The 22,918-nt window shown below is 63.4% G+C and carries 33 protein-coding genes; 31 read left to right on the top strand and 2 right to left on the bottom strand.

Translation table 11 applies throughout. The features are described from left to right. The first annotated feature begins 7 nt into the window (after positions 1 to 7). The 25 genes from rplV (at position 8) to AC0L20_RS04165 (ending at position 15,079) form a co-directional block, all read left to right on the top strand. A complete protein-coding gene (rplV, locus tag AC0L20_RS04285) occupies positions 8 to 394 on the top strand; it encodes a 50S ribosomal protein L22 (RefSeq protein WP_007603022.1) in 387 nt (128 codons plus the stop codon). An 18-nt stretch (positions 395 to 412) separates the two neighbouring features. Further along, the gene (rpsC, locus tag AC0L20_RS04280) at positions 413 to 1,138 is read left to right on the top strand and encodes a 30S ribosomal protein S3 (RefSeq protein ID WP_007603023.1); all 726 of its coding nucleotides are present in this window, start codon (positions 413 to 415) and stop codon (positions 1,136 to 1,138) included. 32 nt (positions 1,139 to 1,170) lie between these two features. After that, complete coding sequence (gene rplP / locus AC0L20_RS04275) at positions 1,171 to 1,584, top strand: 50S ribosomal protein L16 (RefSeq protein WP_007603024.1); 414 nt, start codon at positions 1,171 to 1,173, stop codon at positions 1,582 to 1,584. A 5-nt stretch (positions 1,585 to 1,589) separates the two neighbouring features. Further along, the gene (rpmC, locus tag AC0L20_RS04270; RefSeq protein ID WP_473287848.1) at positions 1,590 to 1,796 is read left to right on the top strand and encodes a 50S ribosomal protein L29; all 207 of its coding nucleotides are present in this window, start codon (positions 1,590 to 1,592) and stop codon (positions 1,794 to 1,796) included. Positions 1,797 to 1,809: 13 nt separating this feature from the next. Beyond that, positions 1,810 to 2,058, top strand: coding sequence for a 30S ribosomal protein S17 (gene rpsQ, locus AC0L20_RS04265; protein ID WP_279662106.1), 249 nt, complete (start codon positions 1,810 to 1,812; stop codon positions 2,056 to 2,058). 83 nt (positions 2,059 to 2,141) lie between these two features. Further along, positions 2,142 to 2,510, top strand: a complete 369-nt coding sequence (gene rplN, locus AC0L20_RS04260; protein ID WP_007603030.1) for a 50S ribosomal protein L14 — start codon at positions 2,142 to 2,144, stop codon at positions 2,508 to 2,510. After that, positions 2,510 to 2,824 carry a 50S ribosomal protein L24 gene (gene rplX / locus AC0L20_RS04255; RefSeq protein WP_007603031.1) on the top strand — a complete coding sequence of 105 codons (315 nt, stop codon included), beginning with the start codon at positions 2,510 to 2,512 and terminating at the stop codon, positions 2,822 to 2,824. The genes rplN and rplX overlap by 1 nt, the downstream gene beginning before the upstream one ends. Then, entirely contained in the window at positions 2,817 to 3,374 is a 558-nt protein-coding gene (gene rplE / locus AC0L20_RS04250) for a 50S ribosomal protein L5 (protein ID WP_007611607.1), read from the top strand. The genes rplX and rplE overlap by 8 nt, the downstream gene beginning before the upstream one ends. A 46-nt stretch (positions 3,375 to 3,420) precedes the next feature. Next, a complete protein-coding gene (gene rpsN / locus AC0L20_RS04245) occupies positions 3,421 to 3,726 on the top strand; it encodes a 30S ribosomal protein S14 (RefSeq protein WP_456769434.1) in 306 nt (101 codons plus the stop codon). A 14-nt stretch (positions 3,727 to 3,740) separates the two neighbouring features. Further along, the gene (rpsH, locus tag AC0L20_RS04240) at positions 3,741 to 4,139 is read left to right on the top strand and encodes a 30S ribosomal protein S8 (protein WP_007603034.1); all 399 of its coding nucleotides are present in this window, start codon (positions 3,741 to 3,743) and stop codon (positions 4,137 to 4,139) included. A gap of 16 nt (positions 4,140 to 4,155) precedes the next feature. Continuing rightward, positions 4,156 to 4,689, top strand: coding sequence for a 50S ribosomal protein L6 (gene rplF / locus AC0L20_RS04235; protein WP_007603035.1), 534 nt, complete (start codon positions 4,156 to 4,158; stop codon positions 4,687 to 4,689). Positions 4,690 to 4,700: 11 nt separating this feature from the next. Further along, complete coding sequence (rplR, locus tag AC0L20_RS04230) at positions 4,701 to 5,063, top strand: 50S ribosomal protein L18 (protein ID WP_007603036.1); 363 nt, start codon at positions 4,701 to 4,703, stop codon at positions 5,061 to 5,063. A gap of 47 nt (positions 5,064 to 5,110) precedes the next feature. Next, positions 5,111 to 5,698: a 30S ribosomal protein S5 gene (rpsE, locus tag AC0L20_RS04225; RefSeq protein ID WP_007603037.1), complete on the top strand. Its 588-nt coding sequence runs from the start codon at positions 5,111 to 5,113 to the stop codon at positions 5,696 to 5,698. 25 nt (positions 5,699 to 5,723) lie between these two features. Then, positions 5,724 to 5,930, top strand: a complete 207-nt coding sequence (rpmD, locus tag AC0L20_RS04220; protein WP_007603038.1) for a 50S ribosomal protein L30 — start codon at positions 5,724 to 5,726, stop codon at positions 5,928 to 5,930. Between the two features lie 73 nt (positions 5,931 to 6,003). Next, positions 6,004 to 6,489: a 50S ribosomal protein L15 gene (gene rplO / locus AC0L20_RS04215; protein WP_027518586.1), complete on the top strand. Its 486-nt coding sequence runs from the start codon at positions 6,004 to 6,006 to the stop codon at positions 6,487 to 6,489. A gap of 152 nt (positions 6,490 to 6,641) precedes the next feature. Continuing rightward, on the top strand, positions 6,642 to 7,973 hold the full coding sequence (secY, locus tag AC0L20_RS04210) for a preprotein translocase subunit SecY (RefSeq protein ID WP_027518585.1): 1,332 nt from the start codon (positions 6,642 to 6,644) through the stop codon (positions 7,971 to 7,973). A 274-nt stretch (positions 7,974 to 8,247) separates the two neighbouring features. Then, positions 8,248 to 9,141, top strand: a complete 894-nt coding sequence (locus tag AC0L20_RS04205) for an adenylate kinase (protein ID WP_473287561.1) — start codon at positions 8,248 to 8,250, stop codon at positions 9,139 to 9,141. A 187-nt stretch (positions 9,142 to 9,328) separates the two neighbouring features. After that, positions 9,329 to 9,697: a 30S ribosomal protein S13 gene (gene rpsM / locus AC0L20_RS04200; protein ID WP_027518583.1), complete on the top strand. Its 369-nt coding sequence runs from the start codon at positions 9,329 to 9,331 to the stop codon at positions 9,695 to 9,697. A gap of 123 nt (positions 9,698 to 9,820) precedes the next feature. Further along, positions 9,821 to 10,210: a 30S ribosomal protein S11 gene (rpsK, locus tag AC0L20_RS04195; protein ID WP_007603045.1), complete on the top strand. Its 390-nt coding sequence runs from the start codon at positions 9,821 to 9,823 to the stop codon at positions 10,208 to 10,210. Between the two features lie 111 nt (positions 10,211 to 10,321). Next, entirely contained in the window at positions 10,322 to 11,353 is a 1,032-nt protein-coding gene (locus AC0L20_RS04190) for a DNA-directed RNA polymerase subunit alpha (RefSeq protein WP_007603046.1), read from the top strand. Positions 11,354 to 11,473: 120 nt separating this feature from the next. Next, positions 11,474 to 11,890, top strand: a complete 417-nt coding sequence (gene rplQ, locus AC0L20_RS04185) for a 50S ribosomal protein L17 (protein ID WP_456769435.1) — start codon at positions 11,474 to 11,476, stop codon at positions 11,888 to 11,890. Between the two features lie 98 nt (positions 11,891 to 11,988). After that, on the top strand, positions 11,989 to 12,447 hold the full coding sequence (locus AC0L20_RS04180) for a hypothetical protein (RefSeq protein ID WP_473287560.1): 459 nt from the start codon (positions 11,989 to 11,991) through the stop codon (positions 12,445 to 12,447). Positions 12,448 to 12,599: 152 nt separating this feature from the next. Continuing rightward, positions 12,600 to 13,388, top strand: a complete 789-nt coding sequence (locus AC0L20_RS04175; protein WP_473287559.1) for an SDR family NAD(P)-dependent oxidoreductase — start codon at positions 12,600 to 12,602, stop codon at positions 13,386 to 13,388. A gap of 9 nt (positions 13,389 to 13,397) precedes the next feature. Further along, the gene (locus AC0L20_RS04170) at positions 13,398 to 13,694 is read left to right on the top strand and encodes a DUF1330 domain-containing protein (RefSeq protein WP_473287558.1); all 297 of its coding nucleotides are present in this window, start codon (positions 13,398 to 13,400) and stop codon (positions 13,692 to 13,694) included. A gap of 56 nt (positions 13,695 to 13,750) precedes the next feature. Next, positions 13,751 to 15,079, top strand: a complete 1,329-nt coding sequence (locus tag AC0L20_RS04165; RefSeq protein WP_473287557.1) for a chloride channel protein — start codon at positions 13,751 to 13,753, stop codon at positions 15,077 to 15,079. 3 nt (positions 15,080 to 15,082) lie between these two features. On the opposite strand, the gene AC0L20_RS04160 is transcribed toward AC0L20_RS04165, so the two are convergent. Both AC0L20_RS04160 and AC0L20_RS04155 read right to left on the bottom strand, forming a co-directional pair. Next, the gene (locus tag AC0L20_RS04160; RefSeq protein WP_473287556.1) at positions 15,083 to 16,096 is read right to left on the bottom strand and encodes a zinc-binding alcohol dehydrogenase family protein; all 1,014 of its coding nucleotides are present in this window, start codon (positions 16,094 to 16,096) and stop codon (positions 15,083 to 15,085) included. A gap of 80 nt (positions 16,097 to 16,176) precedes the next feature. Then, positions 16,177 to 17,790 carry an OprO/OprP family phosphate-selective porin gene (locus AC0L20_RS04155; RefSeq protein ID WP_473287555.1) on the bottom strand — a complete coding sequence of 538 codons (1,614 nt, stop codon included), beginning with the start codon at positions 17,788 to 17,790 and terminating at the stop codon, positions 16,177 to 16,179. A 312-nt stretch (positions 17,791 to 18,102) separates the two neighbouring features. Between AC0L20_RS04155 and AC0L20_RS04150 the strand changes: the two genes are divergently transcribed. The 6 genes from AC0L20_RS04150 to AC0L20_RS04125 all read left to right on the top strand — a co-directional run bounded on the left by AC0L20_RS04150 (position 18,103) and on the right by AC0L20_RS04125 (position 22,900). After that, a complete protein-coding gene (locus AC0L20_RS04150) occupies positions 18,103 to 19,509 on the top strand; it encodes a DegQ family serine endoprotease (protein ID WP_204511508.1) in 1,407 nt (468 codons plus the stop codon). Continuing rightward, positions 19,506 to 20,840 carry a replication-associated recombination protein A gene (locus AC0L20_RS04145; protein WP_473287554.1) on the top strand — a complete coding sequence of 445 codons (1,335 nt, stop codon included), beginning with the start codon at positions 19,506 to 19,508 and terminating at the stop codon, positions 20,838 to 20,840. The genes AC0L20_RS04150 and AC0L20_RS04145 overlap by 4 nt, the downstream gene beginning before the upstream one ends. A gap of 317 nt (positions 20,841 to 21,157) precedes the next feature. Beyond that, positions 21,158 to 21,250 (top strand): type II toxin-antitoxin system RelE/ParE family toxin, encoded by a 93-nt coding sequence (locus tag AC0L20_RS04140; RefSeq protein WP_473287553.1) that lies wholly within the window; start codon positions 21,158 to 21,160, stop codon positions 21,248 to 21,250. Then, complete coding sequence (locus AC0L20_RS04135) at positions 21,250 to 21,540, top strand: helix-turn-helix domain-containing protein (RefSeq protein WP_247287015.1); 291 nt, start codon at positions 21,250 to 21,252, stop codon at positions 21,538 to 21,540. Before AC0L20_RS04140 ends, AC0L20_RS04135 begins: the two co-directional genes overlap by 1 nt. After that, positions 21,537 to 21,686: a hypothetical protein gene (locus tag AC0L20_RS04130; RefSeq protein ID WP_473287552.1), complete on the top strand. Its 150-nt coding sequence runs from the start codon at positions 21,537 to 21,539 to the stop codon at positions 21,684 to 21,686. Before AC0L20_RS04135 ends, AC0L20_RS04130 begins: the two co-directional genes overlap by 4 nt. Beyond that, positions 21,683 to 22,900 carry an RluA family pseudouridine synthase gene (locus tag AC0L20_RS04125; protein ID WP_473287551.1) on the top strand — a complete coding sequence of 406 codons (1,218 nt, stop codon included), beginning with the start codon at positions 21,683 to 21,685 and terminating at the stop codon, positions 22,898 to 22,900. The genes AC0L20_RS04130 and AC0L20_RS04125 overlap by 4 nt, the downstream gene beginning before the upstream one ends. Positions 22,901 to 22,918 lie beyond the last annotated feature (18 nt).

The raw sequence follows: 22,918 nt of genomic DNA, 5'->3' as shown, positions 1-22,918 counted from the left end.
TTAAACGATGAGCAAACCTAAGCGCGAACGGAGCCTCGCCGAGAACGAGGCCAAGGCGGTCGCCCGGATGCTGCGGGTGAGCCCGCAGAAGCTCAACCTGGTCGCCCAGCTCATTCGCGGCCGGAAGGCGGCTGCTGCGCTCGCCGACCTGCAGTTTTCGCGGAAGCGGATCGCGGTTGACGTGAAGAAGTGCCTGGAATCGGCTATTGCCAACGCCGAGAACAACCATGACCTCGACGTCGACGATCTCGTCGTGGCGCAGGCCTTCGTCGGCAACGGCCTCGTGATGAAGCGCTTTGCCGCCCGCGGCCGTGGCCGTTCGGGCCGTGTCTACAAACCATTTTCACAGCTGACGATCATCGTTCGTCAGGTCGAAGCCGCAGCAGCGGCTTAAGGGACGCAGGAGAACACGATGGGTCAAAAGATCAATCCGATCGGTCTGCGTCTCGGCATCAACCGGACCTGGGATTCCCGCTGGTACGCGGGCAAGCAGGAATACGGCAAGCTGCTGCACGAGGACGTCAAGATCCGCGAGATCCTGCACAAGGAGCTCAAGCAGGCGGCCGTCGCCCGCATCGTGATCGAGCGTCCGCACAAGAAGTGCCGCGTCACCATCCACTCGGCTCGCCCGGGCGTGGTGATCGGCAAAAAGGGTGCCGACATCGACAAGCTGCGCAAGAAGGTCGCGGACATCACCGCGTCCGACGTCGTCATCAACATCGTCGAAATCCGCAAGCCGGAGCTCGATGCGACGCTGGTGGCCGAGTCGATCGCGCAGCAGCTGGAGCGCCGCGTGGCGTTCCGCCGCGCCATGAAGCGCGCCGTGCAGTCGGCGATGCGTCTCGGCGCGGAAGGCATCCGCATCAACTGCTCGGGACGTCTGGGCGGTGCGGAAATCGCGCGCATGGAGTGGTACCGCGAAGGTCGCGTGCCGCTGCATACGCTGCGCGCAGACATCGACTACGGCGTTGCGACCGCGTTCACGACCTTCGGCACCTGCGGTGTCAAGGTCTGGATCTTCAAGGGCGAGATCCTCGAGCACGATCCGATGGCCCAGGACAAGAGAATGGCCGAAGGTGAGACTGGTGGCGGCGGCGATCGCGGCGGCCGGCAGCGCCGTGACAACGCTGCAGCCTGACGCCAGCACAGAGAATTTGAGGGCTTGAAGCCATGATGCAACCTAAGAAAACGAAGTTCCGGAAAGCGCATAAGGGCCGTATCCACGGCGTTGCGTCTTCGGGCGCGACGTTGGCCTTCGGCCAGTTCGGTCTGAAAGCGACCGAGCCTGAGCGCGTCACTGCGCGCCAGATCGAAGCCGCTCGCCGCGCGCTGACCCGCCACATGAAGCGCGCCGGCCGCGTCTGGATCCGCATATTCCCCGACGTTCCCGTGTCGAAGAAGCCTGCCGAAGTCCGCATGGGTTCCGGCAAGGGTGCGCCGGAATTGTGGGTCGCGCGCGTCAAGCCGGGCCGGGTGCTGTTCGAGATCGACGGCGTCAACACCCAGACGGCGCGTGAAGCGCTGACCCTGGCGGCAGCCAAGCTGCCGATCAAGACGCGCTTCGTCGAGCGCATTGCGGAGTAATGGCCATGGCCCAGATGAAAATCGAAGACATCCGCGCATTGAGCCCCGATCAGCAGGATGACGCCATCCTGAACCTGAAAAAGGAGCGCTTCAACCTGCGCTTCCAGCGCGCCACCGGGCATCTCGAGAACACCTCGCGCCTGCGCGAGGCCCGCCGTGACATCGCCCGGATCAAGACCGTCGCCGCGCAGACGCGCGCGAAGAAGAAGTAAGAGGCTTACGAAGATGCCGAAACGTACTTTGCAGGGCGTGGTCGTCAGCGACAAGCAAGCCAAGACCATCGTGGTGCGCGTCGATCGCCGCTTCACGCACCCGATCTACAAGAAGACGATCCGCCGTTCGAAAAACTACCACGCGCACGACGAGAGCAGCGAGTTTAAGCCGGGCGACATGGTGTGGATCGAGGAATCGAAGCCGATTTCGAAGTTGAAGCGCTGGGTCGTGATCCGGGGCGAACACAAGAAAAGCGCCTGATCTGTTGGCTTTAGCCGACTGACTTCAGGTAAATGTTGAGCGCCGGCTGGGCTGGCGCAAAGAGAAGAGGACGAGGTGCATCAATGATTCAGATGCAGACCAACCTCGACGTGGCCGATAATTCTGGCGCACGCCGTGTCATGTGTATCAAGGTGCTCGGGGGCTCCAAGCGCCGCTACGCCACGATCGGCGACATCATCGTTGTCTCGATCAAGGAAGCAATTCCGCGTGGCAAGGTGAAAAAGGGCGACGTGATGAAGGCCGTCGTGGTGCGCGTCCGCAAGGACATCCGCCGCGCCGACGGTTCGGTCATCCGCTTCGACCGCAACGCCGCCGTTCTGATCAACAATCAGTCCGAACCGGTCGGTACCCGTATCTTCGGGCCCGTGCCGCGCGAGCTGCGCGCCAAGAACCACATGAAGATCATCTCGCTCGCGCCGGAGGTGCTGTGATGGCTGCGAAGATCCGCAAGGGCGACAAGGTCGTCGTGCTGACCGGCCGCGACAAGGGCCGCACCGGCGAGGTGTTCGAAGTGCGTCCCGACGCCGGTACGGCGCTGGTGCGCGGCATCAACATGGTCAAGCGTCACCAGAAGCAGACGCAGGCCCAGGAGGGCGGCATCATCTCGAAAGAGTCGCCGATCCAACTGTCCAACATCGCGTATGTCGGCAAGGACGGGAAGCCGACCCGCGTCGGATTCAAGATTCTGGCGGACGGCAAGAAGGTCCGCATCGCCAAGAGCTCGGGAGCTGAGATCGATGGCTGAGGCCGCTTACACGCCGCGCCTGCGCGCGGAATACGACGCGAAGATCCGGACGGAAATGACCGAGAAGTTCGGTTATGAGAACGTCATGCAGGTTCCGCGCCTGGACAAGGTCGTGCTGAACATGGGCGTTGGCGATTCCGTCAACGACCGCAAGAAGGCGGAGAACGCCGCTGCGGAATTGACCCAGATCGCCGGCCAGAAGGCGATCGTGACCTATTCGCGCGTCGCCATCGCGACCTTCAAGTTGCGTGAGAACCAGCCGATCGGCTGCAAGGTCACGCTGCGCAAGGCCCGCATGTACGAGTTCATCGATCGGCTGGTGACGGTCGCGCTGCCGCGCGTCCGCGACTTCCGCGGCTTGAACCCGAAGAGCTTCGACGGCCGCGGCAACTACTCGCTCGGCCTCAAGGAACACATCATTTTCCCCGAGATCGACTTCGACAAGGTCACGGAATCCCGCGGTATGGACATCACCGTCTGCACCACGGCCAAGACCGACGACGAGGCGAGGGCCTTGTTGACCGCTTTCAATTTCCCGTTCCGGCAGTGAGACGCTGACCTAAAGCCTCTCAAACGCGGATACCCAGGAGCCAAACATGGCAAAGAAGAGTTCAGTCGAGAAGAACAACCGGCGCAAGCGGATGACGAAGAACGCCGCCCCGAAGCGCGAGCGGTTGAAGGCGATCATCGCCGACAAGACGTTGCCGATGGAGGAGCGGTTCGCCGCGACCCTGAAGCTGGCGGAAATGCCGCGCAACTCGTCGGCGACCCGCATCCGTCTGCGTTGCGAGCTGTCGGGCCGTTCGCGCTCGAACTATCGCTTGACCAAACTGTCCCGCATCGCAATGCGGGACCTTGGCTCCAAGGGCATGGTCCCGGGCCTCGTGAAGTCCAGCTGGTAAGGAGGGTCGTTTAGATGTCTACGCACGATCCAATCAGCGATCTGATCACCCGCATCCGCAACGCGCAGATGCGCTCCAAGAACAAGGTCTCCACGCCTGGCTCGAAGATGCGCGAGAACGTGCTCGAGGTGCTGAAGAGCGAAGGTTACATCCGCGGTTACGCCACGCTCGAGCACTCCTCGGGCCGCAGCGAGATCGAGATCGAGCTGAAGTATTTCGACGGCGAGCCCGTTATCCGCGAGATCGAGCGTGTCTCCAAGCCCGGGCGTCGCGTTTACGCCTCGGTGAAGAACCTGCCGCGGGTCAATAACGGACTCGGCATTTCGGTGTTGTCGACGCCGAAGGGAATCATGGCTGACCACAGTGCGCGTGAAGCGAACGTGGGCGGCGAAGTTCTCTTCACGGTGTTCTGAGAAGGATTTTTGATCCATGTCACGTGTTGGCAAAAGGCCGGTAGCGGTGCCGTCGGGTGTGACCGCGACCGTCGACGGGCAGACCGTCAAGATGAAGGGGCCGAAGGGCCAGCTTCAGTTCGTCGTCCATAACGACGTCGAGGTGAAGCTCGACAACGGCCAGGTCAAGGTGAACCCCCGGGTCGAGACCAACCGCGCGCGGGCCCTGTACGGGACCGCTCGCGCCCAGGTCGCGAATCTGGTCGAAGGCGTCACCAAGGGTTTCGAGAAGAAGCTCGAAATCACCGGCGTCGGTTACCGCGCCGCGCTGCAGGGCAAGAACCTGCAGCTCGCGCTCGGCTACAGCCACGATGTGGTCTACGCGATCCCGGAAGGGATCACGATCACCGTGCCGAAGCCGACGGAGATCACGGTGACCGGCAGCGACATTCAGCGCGTCGGCCAGGTCGCCGCCGAGATTCGCTCCTATCGTCCGCCGGAGCCCTACAAGGGCAAGGGCGTGAAGTATGTTGGCGAATTCATCTTCCGCAAGGAAGGCAAGAAGAAGTAACGGAGCCGGTCATGTCGAAAGCCAAGGTTACGAATGCCCGGCGCAAGCGCAGTGTACGTCTGAAGCTGCGCCGCTCGGGTGGCGGCCGTCCGCGCCTGTCGGTGTTCCGCTCGTCCAAGCACATCTACGCCCAGGTCATCGACGACCTGAAGGGCGAGACGCTGGCCTCTGCCTCGTCGCTCGAGAAGTCGATGCGCGATGGCGGCAAGACCGGCGCCGACATCGATGCGGCGAAGGCGGTCGGCAAGCTGCTAGCCGAGCGCGCCGCCGAGAAGGGTGTCAAGGAAGTCGTGTTCGATCGCGGCAGCTATCTCTATCACGGGCGCGTCAAGGCTCTTGCCGACGCGGCGCGTGAGAGCGGGCTGAGCTTCTAACAGAATTTGAGGATTGAGGCGTAAGCCTCTGAAGGACTGGAAAAACCATGGCAGAACGCGAACAACGTGGTGGACGCGATCAACGCGGCGGCGGACGTGAACGCAGGGAAGAGCGCGACAGCGAGTTCGTCGACAAGCTCGTCCACATCAATCGCGTCGCCAAGGTCGTCAAGGGCGGCAAGCGCTTCGGTTTCGCAGCGCTGGTCGTGATCGGCGACCAGAAGGGCCGCGCCGGCTTCGGTCACGGCAAGGCGCGCGAAGTGCCCGAGGCGATCCGCAAGGCAACCGAATCCGCCAAGCGCAACCTGACCCGCGTGTCGTTGCGCGAGGGCCGCACGCTGCATCACGACATCGCCGGCCGTCATGGCGCGGGCCGTGTTTACCTGCGCGCAGCTCCGGCCGGTACCGGGATCATCGCCGGCGGTCCGATGCGCGCCGTGTTCGAGACGCTCGGCGTCCAGGACGTGGTTGCGAAGTCGATCGGCTCGTCGAACCCGTACAACATGGTTCGCGCGACGTTCGATGCGCTGAAGCATCAGGATTCGCCGCGTTCGGTCGCTGCCCGCCGCAACATCAAGGTGTCCACCCTCCAGTCCCGCCGTATCGGTGGCGACGCCGAGGCGGTTGCCGAATAACGGAAGCTTTTCGGAGTAGACGCCCATGGCCAAGAGTGCCGTTACGACCGCAAAGACGATCAAGATCGAGCAGACCGGCAGCGCGATCCGCCGCCATCACTCGCAGCGCTCGACGCTGATCGGGCTCAAGCTCAACAAGATCGGCCGCACCAGCGAACTGCCGGACACCCCGGCAGTGCGCGGCATGATCTTGAAGGTTCACCATCTCGTTCGCATCGTCGACGAGAAGTAAGCAAAGGCGCACGATCCCGAAGCGGAGACCCGTTTTCGGTGAAGGTCATGCGCAAGAAACAAGGAGCAGGGCGATGAAGCTCAGCGATATCGCCGACAATGCCGGCTCGCGCAAGAAGCGTATGCGCGTCGGCCGCGGCATTGGTTCGGGCAAGGGCAAGCAGGCCGGCCGCGGTGGCAAGGGCCAGACCGCGCGTTCGGGCGTGCGCATCAAGGGTTTCGAAGGCGGCCAGATGCCCTTGCATCGCCGTCTGCCCAAGCGCGGCTTCAACAACATCTTCCGCGTCGAGTTCGCCGAGATCAATCTCGACCGGCTCCAGGACGCGGTCGATGCCAAGAAGATCGACGCCGGCAGCGTCGTGAACGTCGAATCCCTGGTCAAGGCCGGCGTGCTGCGCCGCGCCAAGGGTGGCCTGCGGCTGCTCGGCCGCGGCGAGTTCAAGGCCAAGCTCAACATCGAAGTGCACGGCGCCTCGAAGACCGCGATCGCGGCAGTCGAGAAGGCCGGCGGCTCGGTGAAGATCCTCGCGCCTGCCAAGGAAGAAGGCGAGGCGGCGTAACAACTGCGTCATCGGCCCGCAGCTCGCGGGCCTTTACGCATGCGGGACGATGGACTTATCGAAGCCGTAGCCCCAGATAATGTCCGGTGTCCGGTATAATGTAGCCCGGCCGCGGGCATGACGGCGCAAAAGGCGGCGGGAGAAAGTCCAAGATGGCCTCTGCAGCGGAACAACTGGCAGCCAATCTCAATTTCGGTGCGTTTGCCAAGGCCGACGAACTGAAGAAGCGCATCTGGTTCACCCTGGGCGCGCTGCTCGTTTATCGGCTCGGGACCTACATCCCGCTGCCCGGCATCGATCCCAACATCTGGGAGCAGGTATTCCGCTCCCAGGCGGGCGGCATCCTCGGCATGTTCAACATGTTCGCCGGCGGCGGCATTCACCGCATGGCGATCTTTGCGCTGAACATCATGCCGTACATCTCGGCCTCCATCATCATCCAGCTCCTGACCACCGTCTCGCCGCAGCTCGAGGCGCTGAAGAAGGAAGGCGAGTCCGGCCGCAAGCTGCTGAACCAGTACACCCGTTATCTCACGGTGATCCTGGCCGCGTTCCAGTCCTACGGCATCGCGGTGGGCCTCGAAGGCGCCGGCAACGTCGTCAGCGACCCCGGCATGTTCTTCCGTCTGTCAACGGCGATCACGCTGACCGGCGGCACCATGTTCCTGATGTGGTTGGGCGAGCAGATCACCTCGCGCGGCATCGGCAACGGCATTTCCCTGATCATTCTCTCCGGCATCGTCGCCGAGCTGCCCGCGGCGCTCGCCAACATGCTCGAGCTCGGCCGTCAGGGTGCGATGTCGACCGGCCTGATTCTCGTCGTCATCGTCATGGCGGTGGCCGTGATTGCCTTCATCGTGTTCGTGGAGCGCGCCCAGCGCCGGCTCTTGATCCAATATCCGAAGCGCCAGGTCGGCAACAAGATGTTCGAGGGGCAGTCCTCGCATCTGCCGCTCAAGCTCAACACCTCAGGCGTGATCCCGCCGATCTTCGCGTCCTCGCTGCTGCTGCTGCCGACCACGGTTGCGAACTTCAACGCGGGCAGCGGGCCGGAATGGTTCCAGTGGATCAACACCCAGCTCGGCCACGGCCGTCCGCTGTTCTTGATCATGTATCTGGCACTGATCGTGTTCTTCGCCTTCTTCTATACCGCGATCGTGTTCAATCCGACCGAGACTGCGGACAATCTGAAGAAGCACGGCGGCTTCATTCCGGGTATCCGTCCGGGCGAGCGCACCGCGGAATATATCGACTACGTGCTGTCGCGCATCACCGTGCTCGGCGCGGTCTATCTGGCGATCGTCTGCTTGATTCCGGAAATCCTGATCTCCTACGCCTCGGTGCCGTTCTACTTTGGCGGTACTTCGCTGCTGATCGTCGTCAGCGTCACCATGGATACGGTGGCGCAGGTGCAGGGCTATCTCCTGGCGCATCAGTACGAAGGTCTGATCCGGAAGTCGAAGCTGCGCGGCCGGCGCCGTTAAGCGCGGCGTCCTCTCAGGCGGCGCAATTGCGCCGCCGATTCGCCGCGCGTGCAACGCGCGGCACCTGCGGGAGCGGCCAGCCAGCCATGCGGTGGCATCGGCAGAGCCACTCGCACTGAAGCGCAATCACTGATCTCAAAGGCTTCTTGGCGTCCGGCCATTTGCTCCCCTATGATATGGGTAGCGGTGCGGCGCTGATTATGATTTGCACTGTAACTGGACTTCAAAACACGGGCGCGCGACGTATCGCGCACCAATCGGGGGGCGTACGCCGATGAGAATTATACTTCTGGGGCCGCCGGGATCGGGCAAGGGCACCCAGGCGCAGCTGCTGGTGCAGCGCTATGGCATCGTCCAACTCTCGACCGGCGAGATGTTGCGTGCGGCGGTGGCGGCCGGAACGCCGGTAGGCCTCAAGGCCAAGGAGATCATGGCCAGCGGCGGTCTCGTGCCCGACGATGTCGTGGTCGGAATCATCTCCGATCGAATCGATCAGCCGGATGCCAAAAACGGATTCATCCTCGACGGTTTCCCCCGCACCGTGCCGCAGGCCGAGGCGCTGGATGAGCTGCTCAAGCACAAGCACCTCAAGCTCGATGCCGTGATCGAGCTCCGCGTCAACGAGAGCGCGCTCCTGAACCGCGTCGAGACTCGCGTCGCCCAGATGCGCGAGCGCGGGGAGGAGGTCCGACTCGACGACACCCCGGAGGTCCTGACCAAGCGGTTAGCCAGCTACCGCAACCAGACGGAACCGCTGATTCACTACTATTCCGAGCGGCGGAAGCTCTCGACCATCGACGGCATGATGGCCATCGACGAGGTCACCCGCGCCATCCATCGCCTGCTCCTGGCGCTTGGGGCGGTCGAGCCCAAGACGCATGGCAAGACGCACGGCAAGGCCCCCGCCCGGCGCGCGGCCAAGGCGGCCCCGTCCAAAAAAGCCAAAGCGGCGAAGAAATCGGCCAAAAAGCCGGCGAAGGCGGCCAAAAAGGCCGCCAAATCCAGGAAAGCGGCCAAGGAGGCCGTGAAGGGTCCCAAGAAGGCGGCCAAGAAAGCCGTCAAGAAAACCGTGAAGAAAAAGGCAGCCAAAAAGACCGCCAGGAAGGCTGTCAAGAAAGGTGCCAAAAAGGCCGCAAAAAAGGTCACGAAAAGGCGAGCTAAGCGCTAGCAGCGGTTGACGAAAGCCCCCTGAATCCCCTAATAAGCCCCGCATCCAAGTCGGATAGTTTCAAACGATGCCGGGCCCCAGGAAGACCAGGGGTGGGCGTCGTGTTCGCGTTTGTGAACACCTGCCCGAGAAACCAAGCACTTAAAGCGCGATTCCTGACGAGGAATCGGCGACAGGAGAGAAGGCCGTGGCCCGTATTGCCGGCGTGAACATCCCGACCAACAAGCGCGTGCTGATCGCGCTCCAGTACATCCATGGCATCGGCCAGAAGATCGCCGGTGAGATTCTGGACAAGGTGAAGATCCCGGTGGATCGTCGCGTCAATCAGCTCAGCGACGCCGAAGTGCTCCAGATCCGCGAAGTGATCGACCGCGACTATATGGTCGAGGGCGATCTGCGTCGTGAAGTCGGCATCAACATCAAGCGTCTGATGGACCTCGGCTGCTACCGCGGCCTGCGCCATCGTCGCGGTCTGCCGGTGCGTGGCCAACGTACCCACACCAATGCGCGTACGCGCAAGGGTCCGGCCAAGGCCATCGCCGGCAAGAAGAAGTAAGTTTTCGCATCCAATCACGGCGTGTGGCGACCCGGGGATGACCCGTTCGCCACGCGCCTTTCGTTCCACAGGTGTAGCCGCTGGCATTACGGCGGCGTTTGAGATCTTCAGGAAAGGTAGTCTATGGGCAAGGAAGCCACCCGCGTTCGTCGTCGTGAGCGCAAGAACATCGCCTCTGGCGTCGCGCATGTGAACTCGTCGTTCAACAACACGACCATCACCATCACCGACGCGCAGGGCAACACGATTGCCTGGTCCTCCGCCGGCACGATGGGCTTCAAGGGCTCGCGCAAGTCGACCCCGTATGCCGCACAGGTTGCCGCCGAGGACGTGTCGAAGAAGGCGCAGGAGCACGGCATGCGCACGCTGGAAGTCGAAGTCGCCGGTCCCGGTTCGGGCCGCGAATCGGCGCTCCGAGCGCTCCAGGCTGCGGGCTTCACCGTCACCTCGATCCGTGACGTGACCACGATCCCGCACAACGGTTGCCGTCCCCGCAAGCGTCGGCGCGTTTGATACCAGATTGCGGGCGCATTGGCGCCCGCAATGACTTTTTGCAAAGCCGTGGAAATGATCTGCGGCCTTTCTCCAACGCCAGTGCCTGCGACAGCAGTCTGACTGGCCTGTATGGGTGAAACAGTGACGATCCAGAAAAATTGGCAAGAACTGATTCGGCCGAACAAGCTGCAGGTACAGCCCGGCAGCGATCCGACCCGTTTCGCGACCATCGTCGCCGAGCCGCTTGAGCGCGGCTTCGGCCAGACGCTCGGCAACGCGCTGCGCCGCATTCTGCTGTCCTCGCTCCAGGGCGCGGCGGTGCAGTCGGTGCACATCGACGGCGTGCTGCACGAGTTCTCCTCGATCGCCGGCGTCCGTGAGGACGTCACCGACATCGTGCTCAACATCAAGGACATCTCGATCAAGATGCAGGGCGAAGGCCCCAAGCGCATGGTCGTCAAGAAGTCCGGCCCGGGCGTCGTCACTGCCGGCGACATCCAGACCGTGGGCGACGTCGTCGTGCTCAATCCCGACCTGCAGATCTGCACGCTCGACGAGGGCGCCGAGATCCGCATGGAGTTCACGGTCGCAACCGGCAAGGGCTACGTGCCCGCCGAGCGCAACCGTCCCGAGGACGCGCCGATCGGCCTGATCCCGGTCGACAGCCTGTACTCGCCGGTCCGCAAGGTCTCCTACAAGGTCGAGAACACCCGCGAGGGCCAGATCCTCGACTACGACAAGCTGACCATGACGATCGAGACCAACGGCGCGCTGACGCCTGATGATTCCGTCGCCTACGCTGCGCGCATCCTGCAGGATCAGCTCAACGTGTTCGTCAACTTCGAAGAGCCGCGCAAGGAAGTCGCCCAGGAGATCATCCCGGACCTCGCCTTCAACCCGGCCTTCCTCAAGAAGGTGGACGAGCTCGAGCTGTCGGTGCGTTCGGCCAACTGCTTGAAGAACGACAACATCGTCTACATCGGCGACCTCGTGCAGAAGAGCGAAGCGGAAATGCTCCGCACTCCGAACTTCGGCCGCAAGTCGCTGAACGAGATCAAGGAAGTGCTGGCCCAGATGGGTCTGCACCTCGGCATGGAAGTGCCGGGCTGGCCGCCGGAGAACATCGACGAGCTCGCCAAGCGCTTCGAGGATCACTACTGATCCGAACGACGACAGGCTGAGGCGCGAATTCATCGCGCCTTAGCGGGCGAACGCAGGCAGCCCACCTGAGCAACTGTCCGACGAACCGTCGCGACGAATGAAATTCAAGGAATAGATAAAATGCGTCACGGCAAGGTTCATCGCAAGCTCAACCGCACCGCCGAGCATCGCCGTGCGATGTTCGCCAACATGTGCGCCGCGCTGATCAAGCACGAGCAGATCGTCACCACGCTGCCGAAGGCGAAGGAATTGCGTCCGATCGTCGAGAAGCTGATCACCCTCGGCAAGAAGGGCGGCCTGTCCATGCGTCGCCAGGCCATCTCCGAGATGCGCGACAAGGATCAGGTCAGGAAGCTGTTCGACACGCTCGCGCCCCGCTACAAGGATCGCCAGGGTGGCTACACCCGCATCATCAAGGCCGGCTTCCGCTACGGCGACAATGCGCCGATGGCCGTGATCGAGTTCGTCGATCGCGACGTCGATGCCAAGGGCCAAGACTCCGGTCCGGTGCAGGAAAAGGAAGCCGAGGCGGCGTAAGCCGATCGGCACTTCAGTTTTCAAAAGCGGCGCCCTTGGGTGCCGCTTTTTTCTTATTGGAGCGCCGAGTTTCAACCAGTGAAGGGTGGAGCTTCCAAATGAGTGCTGCCGAACTGCAAGCCGTCTACTGGATGGACGAGGAATATACCGGGCAGATCAGGGTAACCGTAAAGTCAGGTCAATTTTCTGCAGAAGGCGCGGCCTGGTTTGATCGGATCCACGTCAAGGAAACGTTCCTGGTTGCGCTCCGAAAATTTCCGCTACCTGCGAATGATCTGCCAATTCTTGAGGGCGGCTTTTGGCGCAGTGGAAATCCGAAAAGCCTCGACCAATGCCATCTCAGGATCAGCATCAAACCATACGATAGCCGCGGAACGTTGCTCGTGCATGTGGATGTCTCTTCCGAAGTTTGGAAAACGCCTGATGTCGACCTTCAGAATTCGGCGACCGTCCGGTTCCGAGCCGAATATCCGGCTGTGGAGGCCTTCGCACAAGAGTTCGAGCAGGTCCTGGACGGGAAGAGAGACGTTGCAATCCTTAAGGGCATTGTGGAGTAGCGGGTCGATCCGCGTATCGCGCCGAAATGGCGGCACCATTCGCTTTGCCCATCCTATGCGTTGTAGTGACCGAACCTCACGCGTCGGTGAGAGGCGGTTGAAGCTGCGTTCGCAGCGCACGATATCTCCGTCAGCTTCAATGGAGACATCGCATGAACATCGACCTTTCCGGAAAGACCGCCCTCGTGACCGGCTCGACCGCCGGCATCGGCCACGCCATCGCCAAGGGCCTTGCCGGCTCGGGTGCGAGCGTCGTGATCAACGGACGCGGCCAGGACAAGGTCGATGCGGCCGTGCGTAAGCTGGAGGGGGCGGGCGCCAAGGTTCGCGGCATTGCCGCCGACGTCTCGACCGCTGCCGGCTGCAAGGCATTGGCCGCGGCGCTGCCAGACGTCGACATCCTCATCAACAATGCCGGCATCTTCGAGCCGAAAGACTTTTTCGACATTCCGGACGAGGACTGGAGCCGCTTCTTCGAGGTCAACGTGATGAGCGGCGTGCGTCTCTCGCGCGCGTATATGAAGGGCATGCTCAAGCGTAACTGGGGCCGAATCGTCTTCATCTCCTCCGAGTCCGGCCTCAACATTCCCGTCGAGATGATCCACTACGGCATGAGCAAGACGGCCCAGCTCTCGGTCGCGCGCGGCCTGGCGCAGCTCACCCGCGGCACCGGCGTCACCGTCAATTCCGTGCTGCCAGGCCCGACCATGTCGGAAGGCGTCGAGACCTTCGTGAAGGATCTCGCCAAGCAGAACGGCCAGTCGCTGGATGAGGCCGCGGCCAATTTCGTCAAGCAGCATCGCCCAAGCTCGCTGCTCCAGCGCTTTGCCAGTGTCGACGAGATCGCCAACATGGTGGTCTATGTCGCCTCGAAGGAAGCGTCCGCGACCAACGGTGCGGCGCTGCGCGCGGAAGGCGGCATCGTCAACACGATTGCCTGAGGCCTTCGCATGTCGGCCTATGTGATTTCCGAGGTCGAGGTACGCGACAGAGCCGCGATGGAGGCCTATCGGACGCTGGCTGCCGCATCCATCGCGCAATATGGCGGCCGCTATCTCGTCCGCGGCGGCGCCGCGGAGGTGGTGGAGGGCGGCCCGCCGCCCAAGACCATCATCGTCGTGGAGTTCCCATCGATGGCGCGGGCGCAGGAATGGTATGCCTCGGCCGAGTACGCCGAGGCGCTAAAGCTGCGGCAGACGGCACTGGAGCGACGGCTGATGTTCGTCGAGGGCGTGGTTCCAGTCTAGCTGGTCTGCTCGCTTGCCTCTTCAATTCGCGGCGGGACCGGCTAAACCTCGGCTTTATGCTCTGGCCCCTCTCGACCCGCCATAAACGCCTGTTCAGGCTGACATCCGCGCGATGGCAGCGGCGGGCGATCTTTGTGCTTGGTGGGATCGGGGTTGGCGCCGCGGCGGTGGCGCTGGCGCAACTCGCCGATCTCGCCCAGCACGCCTTTGCGCTGCTCTTGGCCCAGTCGCGCTACGCCGTGCTCGCGGTGACACCTCTCGGCTTCATGCTCTCGGCCTATCTGACCACCCGGCTGTTCCCGAACGCACAGGGCAGCGGCATTCCTCAGGCGATCGCCGCACGGCATCTGACCGACCAGACGGCGCGCGAGAGCCTGGTCTCGATCCGGATCGCGATCGGAAAGGTGATCCTCACCTTGTTCGGTCTGCTGTGCGGTGGCTCCGTCGGCCGGGAAGGACCGAGCGTTCAAGTCGGCGCTTCCATCATGTTCGCGCTCGGACGCGTCTCGCCACGCCGCCAGCCCGGATTGATCCTGGCCGGCGCGGCCGCCGGCGTCGCGGCCGCCTTCAACACGCCGCTGGCAGGGATCGTCTTCGGCATAGAGGAGATGAGCCGTGCTTTCGAGACACGTACCAGCAGTCTCATCATCGCGGCGGTGATCGCGGCCGGCCTGACCTCGCTCGCGCTGATGGGCAATTACGCCTATTTCGGCAGCAGCGCGATGTCGCTGGCTCCCGGTGCCGACTGGCTGGCGGTTCCGGTGTGCGGCGTGGTTGGTGGTTTGGCCGGCGGAATCTTCAGCCGCATCGTCATCGTGATGGCGCGCGGCTTCGCCCATCCGCTCGGGCGTACGGTCAAGGGCCACCCTTTGTGGTTCGCACTCGCGTGCGGATTGGCGGTCGCGATCTGCGGCCTTGTCTCCGGCGATACGATCTATGGCACAGGCTACCAGCAGGTAAAGACGGCCCTGGAGCAGGGCGCACCGCTGCCGCAGGACTTCGGCATTCTCAAGCTTCTCGCCACCACCTTCGCGGCGATCAGCGGCATACCCGGCGGAATCTTTTCGCCGTCACTCGCCGTCGGTGCCGGCCTCGGCAGCAATATCGCGTCCTTCTTCCACGATGCTCCGCTCGGCGCGATCATGTTGCTCGGCATGGTGTCGTATTTTGCAGGGGTGGTGCAAGCGCCGATCACCGCCTTCGTCATCGTGACCGAGATGACCGACAATCACGCCATGGTGGTGCCGTTAATGGCCGCCGCCCTGATTGCACATGCCACCTCGCGGCTGATCTGCGAGGAAGGGATCTACCACGCGCTCGCCAAGGGCTTTATCGAGCGGGCGACGCGTCCGCCGGAGACGAAAGCGGCGCCCGCTTCGAGCTAAGACCTACCACCCCTCCAGCACGATCTTGCCGCGCGACTTGCCGCTCTCGAGCAGCGCGTGCGCGCGCTTGAGATTGGTCGCGTTGATCGTGCCAAAGGTCTGGTCCAGCGTGGTACGCAAGACACCCTTGTCGATGAGGTCGGCGACGTCGTTCAGCAGATGATGTTGCGCGATCATGTCGGCGGTCTGGAACGAGGAGCGCGTGAACATCGATTCCCAATGCACCGAGATGGCCTTGCCCTTGAACGCCGCAACCGTGAATTCCGGGGGATCGTCGATCAGGCCGAACTTCCCCTGCGGCGCCATCAAATCGGCGATCGCCTTGTAATGCTGGTCGGTGAAGGTGAGGCTCGCCACCAGCGCGACCGGCGGCAGCTTGAGCTTCTCGATCTGCTCCTTCATCGGTTGGCCGTGGTCGATCACCGCATGCGCGCCGAGATCGAGGCACCATTTTTGTGATTCCGGTCGCGTCGCGGTCGCAACCACCGTCAGCCCGGTGAGGCGGCGGGCGAGCTGGATCAGGATCGAGCCGACACCGCCGGCGCCGCCCGTAATCAGCAGCGTGCGCAGATCGACACTCTTGCCGGGCACCGCACCGAGCCGGTCGAACAACAGCTCCCAGGCCGTGATGGAGGTGAGGGGGAGGGCGGCTGCCTGCGCGAATGACAGGCTCTTCGGCTTGTTGCCGACGATACGCTCGTCAACGAGATGGAATTCGGAATTGGTGCCCTGGCGCAGGATCGAGCCGGCGTAAAACACCTCGTCGCCCGGCTTGAACAGCGTGACGTCGGGACCGACGGCGTCGACCACGCCGGCCGCGTCATAGCCCAGAATCTTCGTCTCGCCCTCGGGTGGAGCGGCGCGCTTGCGCACCTTGTAATCGACTGGATTGGCCGAGATCGCCTTCACGGCGACGCGGATGTCGCGCCCGCCGGGCTCGGGCTTTGCGGTCTCGAAATCGAACAGCGCCTCCTGATCCTCGATCGGAAGCGATTTCTTGTAGCCGACGGCCTTCATGGCGTGTCTCCTTCAGATAGCGTTGCAGATGCTGGGTCCCGGGTTCGCGTTTTCGCGTACCCCGGGACGACAGGCGAGAGCTAGAACGCGAACTGCGTCCGCATCGCGACCGCATCGAACTTCGAGCCGACATCGGCGGTCGAGACCGGCGAGGCCTGCCTCGACACCGTGCCATGCAGATAGTCCAGCATGAAACGCACGTTGCCGTTGACATACCAGTTCAGCGCTGCCGTGTAGACGGTCTGCCGGCCGCCTGCGATGCCAGTGGCGGTCCCGAGTTGATCGTTGAGGTCGATCGTGGAGAAGCGTCCCGCGACCTCCCACGCGCCCCAGCCGCCGCCCTCGAGCGAGAATGGGTGCGCCGGCTTGACGCCGCCATAGGCCGCATTCGCCGCATTATAGCTGCGACCCTCGCCCGTCAGCACGTAACCGGCCTGTGCGTAGCCGCCCTGGAATTTGAGGCTCGGCGCACCCAGCGGTAGCAGGCCGGTATTGGCGCTGCGATCGATGTTGTACCAGAAATACTCGCCTTGCAGGATCAGTGGTCCATAGGTGGCGGCGGCTTCGACGCTGTAGACCTGCGCGCCGGAGGCATTGGCGATCGCGCCGGTCGTAGCCAGCGCCGTGGGATCGATGCGCAGTTCCGGACGATCGCTCAGCGTCACCGTCTGTGCACCCGTCACCAGATTGCGCGTCGGCTGGATCAGCCATTCGGCATTGCCGCCGAGATGGACTGAGTAGTCTTTGCCGCTGACGACCTGGCCGGCGACACGCGCGACCGCGCCGTATTGTTCCGTGGTGCCGTTCGGCGCAACGCTCGACGCTGAGTGGATCGCACCGGTGGCGGGACCGGTGACATACGCGCCAGCCCAGAACACGTCGTTGTACCAGCGCGTGCCGACCGCCGAACGGAAGTCGCCCGCAGCGATGCTCGTGGCGACGATCCCCGCCGAGGCGCGTTCCATGAACATGATGTCGTTGGAGCTCGTGGCCTCATCGAGGGTGTAGGGCAGGTCCATGATGCCGCCTTCGATGGCCATCTTGCCCCCGAACGGTTTCAGGCCGGTATAGCTGAGATAGGCGTTCTCGACGCCGGAGACGCCGCCGCCGGGCAGCGAACCCGGAGCTGCGCCGCCAAACCCGTCGGAGGAGCCGCCGAAGTCGTAGACCAGCGCGAAATTCCAGTCGTGGAAGAACTTGCCGGCGACACCGATGCGCGCGCGGCGGACGTTCTCGCCGCTGTCGAGCTTTTGCGGCACGGTTGCCGCCGTGTTGGGCCGATAGTCATAGCCGCCGACATCCCAATGCACGCGGCTTGTGATCCCGACGCAGTTAGCCCCATCGGCAGTGCAGATGGTCGGTCGGTTGTTCGGCATCGTCACGACGACGCCGGATGCGGGCGCCGGTCCCTTGAGCGGGATCGCCGCGTTGGTGTTGGCGACGACGGCCTTCGCTTCGGACCGCGCTTCGGCTTTCGCCTCCGCCTTCGCCTCAAGCCTGGCCTTCGCCGTGGCTGCAGTGTTCGCGGCGGTCTGGCTCTGGAGCTTGTCGAGCTTCTGCTCCAGCATCTTCAGCTGCTGCTTCAGGAGCGCGATCTCCTGGTCGCTGCTGCTCGCCGATTGGGCCTGGGCCTGCGAGGCTGCCAGTGCGGCGGCGAGACCCATCGCCGTGGCTGCAATTCTTGTCCTGCTCACGTCATGACTCCATCGTTTGACGAACGTCCCCAAGTCGCTGGCGGAGAGCCTAGGTGTGATCGATGACTACCCCGCGACGCTGCGGCCGGTTGCGCGGTTCCCACTGGTGTAAATTCGCCGCAACCGAATCCGCCTTGCACCACCATGCAAGATGACGCACATCATGCCAATCGGCAGGCCCGGCAAATTGCTATTTCGCACGCGGAGCTTGCAGACCGGACACACCAAAAAGGGGGCCGAATAGGCCGCCCGGCGCCCTTCTATTGGGGGGCGAACGCGCCTATATTCCGGCGTCTTTTCCAAGAGGTAGGAATGTTTCGATCGACCTGGACCGCCGTCGTCACGGCACTGTGCATAGCCTTTTCGGCCAACTTCAATCCGGCCGCCGCGCAGGACCGCCGTGTGCCGTCCTCGCCCGCCGAACTGCGGCTGTCCTATGCGCCGATCGTGCAGCGGGTGCAGCCGGCGGTCGTCAACGTCTATGCCGCCAAGGTGGTGCAGAATCGCAACCCGCTGCTCGACGACCCGATCTTCCGCCGCTTCTTCGGCGTGCCCGGCCAGCAGCAGGAGCAGGTGCAGCGCTCGCTCGGTTCGGGCGTGATCGTCGATGCGTCGGGGCTCGTTGTCACCAACGTCCACGTCATCGAAGGCGCCGACCAGGTCAAGGTGTCGCTGTCGGACAAGCGTGAGTTCGAGGCCGAGATCGTGCTGAAGGACTCTCGCAGCGATCTGGCCGTGCTGCGTTTGAAGGACACCAAGGAGAAGTTTCCGGCTCTCGAATTCACCAATTCGGACGAGCTGATGGTAGGCGACGTCGTGATGGCGATCGGCAATCCCTTCGGCGTCGGCCAGACCGTGACTCACGGCATCATCTCGGCCTTGGCGCGCACGCAGGTCGGTATCACCGACTACCAGTTCTTCATCCAGACCGACGCGGCGATCAATCCTGGCAATTCCGGCGGCGCGTTGGTGGACATGAACGGCAGGCTCGCGGGCATCAACACCGCGATCTATTCGCGCTCCGGCGGCTCGCAGGGCATCGGCTTCGCGATCCCCGCCAACATGGTGCGCGTCGTCGTCGCCTCCGCCAAGGGGGGCGGCAAGGCGGTCAAGCGGCCCTGGTTAGGGGCGAAATTGCAGGCGGTGACGCCGGAGATCGCCGAGAGTCTCGGCCTGCGTTCGCCGACCGGTGCGCTGGTCGCAAGCGTCGTTCCGAACGGACCGGCGGCCAAGGCCGGGCTGAAATCTTCCGACCTGATCGTCTCGATCGACGGCCAGACCGTGGATGATCCCAACGCCTTCGACTATCGCTTCGCCACACGGCCGCTCGGCGGCACGGCGCAGATCGACGTGCAGCGCGGCGGAAAGCCGGTCAAGCTGACGGTGGCGCTGGACGCCGCGCCCGATGCCGGCCGCAACGAGCTCGTCATCACCGCGCGCTCGCCGCTCCAGGGCGCGAAGGTCTCGACCATTACCCCGGCGCTCGCCGACGAGCTGCATCTGGACGCCGATACCGAAGGCGTCGTGGTCACCGATCTCGGCGGCGACAGCGCGGCCGCGAATGTCGGCTTCCAGAAGGGCGATGTCATCCTGGCCGTCAACAACCAAAAGATCAGCAAGACCAGCGACCTCGAAAAGGCGGCGGCCGAGCGCCAGCGCATCTGGCGCATCACGCTGGTGCGTGGCGGCCAGCAGATCAACGTCACGCTGGGCGGATGAGTCCGAAGCGACCACAGGAGACGCCAACCCTCTTCGCCGCGGCGGGGCTGGATCACGAGGCTCCGCATCCGCTGCCGGATCGGCTGCGGCCGCGCGCGCTCTCGGAGGTCGTCGGCCAGGATCACATCCTGGGTCCGGACGGCGCGCTGACGCGCATGCTGGAGACGCGCACGCTGGGCTCGCTGGTGTTCTGGGGCCCGCCCGGCACCGGCAAGACCACGGTGGCGCGGTTGCTCGCCGACGCCACCGATTTGCATTTCGAGCAGATCTCCGCGGTGTTCTCAGGGGTCGCCGATTTGAAGAAGGCCTTTGAGGCCGCGCGTGCACGCCGCGAGATGGGCAAGGGCACGCTGCTGTTCGTCGACGAGGTGCATCGCTTCAACCGCGCCCAGCAGGATTCGTTTCTGCCCGTCATGGAAGACGGCACGGTGGTGATGGTCGGCGCCACCACCGAAAATCCCTCCTTCGAGCTCAACGCGGCGCTTCTGTCCCGGGCGCGCGTGCTGGTGTTTCGCTCGCTCGACGCGGCCGCGATCGAAAAGCTGTTTGGGCATGCCGAGGAGGTCGAGGGCCGCAAGCTGCCGCTCGACGAGGAAGCGCGCGCCGTCCTGGTGCGCATGGCCGATGGCGACGGCCGCGCATCGCTGACGCTCGCCGAGGAAGTCTGGCGCGCCGCGCGCAAGGACGAGATTTTCGACGCCGCGCAGTTGCAGGAAATATTGCAGCGTCGCGCGCCCATCTACGACAAGTCGGCCGACGGCCATTACAATTTGATCTCGGCGCTGCATAAGTCGGTGCGGGGCTCCGATCCCGACGCCGCGCTGTATTATCTCGCGCGCATGCTCGACGCCGGCGAGGACCCGCTGTTTCTGGCCCGCCGCGTCGTGCGCATGGCGGTCGAGGATATCGGGCTTGCCGATCCGCAGGCGCTGGTCATCGCCAACGCAGCCAAGGACACCTTCGACTTCCTCGGTCATCCCGAGGGCGAGCTCGCGATCGCGCAAGCCGTGGTCTATCTCGCCACCGCGCCGAAATCGAATGCCGTCTACACCGCCTTCGGCAAGGCGATGCAGGTCGCAAAGCAGGCCGGCTCGCTGCTGCCGCCGAAACATATCCTGAACTCGCCGACCAAGCTGATGAAGTCGGAAGGCTACGGCGCATCCTACGAATACGACCATGACGCCCCCGACGCCTTCTCCGGCCAGGATTACTTCCCGGAAGCCCTGGGCCGCCAGACCTTCTACGACCCGCCCGACCGCGGGTTCGAGCGGGAGATCAGGAAGCGACTGGATTATTGGGCGAAGTTGCGGAAGGAGCGGGGTGGGAAGTAGGTTCTGCGGCCCCAGAAGGCGCTTGCATTTACGTGTCAAAAATGACACACAAGCGCAGCCGAATGATCGATCGCACGAAAGAAGCTTCCAGCGAGATTCTACGTTAGCTCGACAGGTCGGAATCCTGTTCGCGAGTGGATATTGGATTTGCCTTCTGAAGATCGAAGAACTCTCGAGAAGGATATTCAGAAGGTCGAATTCGGTTGTCCGATCGGACGCCCGCATTGCGCCCCGCTGGGGAGGAATTGTGGGAAGTTTGAAGTGATCTCGGCAGCAACCGGATTGCGCGAGTGATCTTCTGTCTGGAAGACGGTCAGATGATCCTGCTTCACGGCTTTATCAAGAAAACGCAGAAGGCGCCAAAGCAGGATATTGACCTTGCGCTGAAGCGCAGGCGAGAGGTGACGTGATGACGAAAAGCAAAGCGCACGTGAGCAAAGAAACGTTCGACGAGTTTCTTACCGAGCAAGGTATACTTGGGACTTGTGAGGAGCGTGCTCTCAAGGAGCTCATCGCTGAGCAATTGACGGAGGCGATGAAGACGCAGGGAATCACGAAGACGGCGATGGCCGAACGCATGAAGACCAGTCGTCGTCAGCTCGATCGGCTCCTTGACCCCGCGACCCCCTCGGTGACGCTGGATACACTGCAACGCGCCGCAAGTGCGGTTGGCCGTACACTCCGAGTCGAGTTGGTATGACTTCGCTCGTGCCAGGCGCCGCCGCAATGAACCTGCAACAGCAATATGACCTGCGGCTGGCGGAGAAGCAGATTGGCGCGGAAGTCGCGTCACTGCCCCGGCGCGCCGATACACAGTCGATACGAACGTTTGGAAAAATCGCATGAGCCGCCGCATCAAGAGAATGAACCCAAAACCCCGCGAGCGCGATGAGCGCAAGGAGGCGCGCCCGTTCAAGGCGCGCAGCGCGAAACCTGCTGGGCTGCGGCCGGGCGGCAAGCCGGGCGCGAAGCCGCCGCGCTTTGCGAGCGAGCGCGTCGAGCGGCGCGCGCCCAAAGCCGAACCGGAAAAGGCTGCGCCGGCAAAGCCTCCCGTCGAGGCATTGCTGCCGACCAAGGTGCAGACCGTCAAGGTGACGGCCGACGAGAATAATATGCGCGTCGACCGCTTCCTTGAAGCGCACTTTCCCGGCCTGTCGTTCTCCCACATCCAGCGCGTCGTTCGTAAAGGCGAGCTGCGCGTCGACGGCAAGCGCGTCGACAGCAAGGACCGGCTGGAGGAGGGCCAGAGCGTGCGCATTCCGCCGCTGAAGCTCGACACGCCGAAGGCACCCAACCCGCAGTCGGAGGCGGCGCAAAAGACGCTTGCCGCGCTGAAGGAAATGACGATTTACGAGGACGACGACGTTCTCGTGCTGAACAAGCCGGCGGGACTTGCCGTGCAGGGCGGCTCGGGGATGACGCGACACATCGACCAGATGCTGGAGGTGATGCGCGATTCCAAGGGCCAGAAGCCGCGCCTCGTGCACCGCATCGACAGGGAGACGTCGGGCTGTCTCCTGGTCGCCAAGACCCGCTTTGCCGCCTCGCATCTCACCGGCGCTTTCCGTTCGCGGTCAGCGCGAAAAACCTATTGGGCGCTGGTGCCGGGCCTACCGAAGCCGAAGCAGGGCCGCATCTCGACCTTCCTGGCGAAAGAGGAGAGCGAGGACGACACCATCATGCGCATCGCCCAGCATGGCGACGAGGGCGCAAGCCACGCGGTGACCTACTATGCAGTTGTCGAAACCGCCGGCAACAAGCTGACCTGGGTGTCGCTGAAGCCGGTGACCGGGCGCACCCACCAGCTGCGCGCCCACATGGAACATATCGGCCACCCCATCGTCGGCGATCCCAAATATTTCAACATCGAGAACTGGCAATTGCCGGGCGGCCTGCAAAACCGGCTGCATTTGCTCGCGCGCCGCATCGTCATCCCGCATCCACGCGGCGGTTTCATCGATGCCACCGCGCCCTTGCCGCAGCACATGCAGCAGTCGTGGAATTTGCTCGGGCTCGATGCAACCAGATTTGATCCGATCGAGAACGCGCCTGAAGAGTAGGCCGTCATTGCGAGGAGC

Source organism: Bradyrhizobium sp. Kon58, assembly GCF_055807455.1.
Note: the sequence above shows the minus strand (reverse complement) of the source record. Positions and strands in the feature narration are given on the sequence as shown.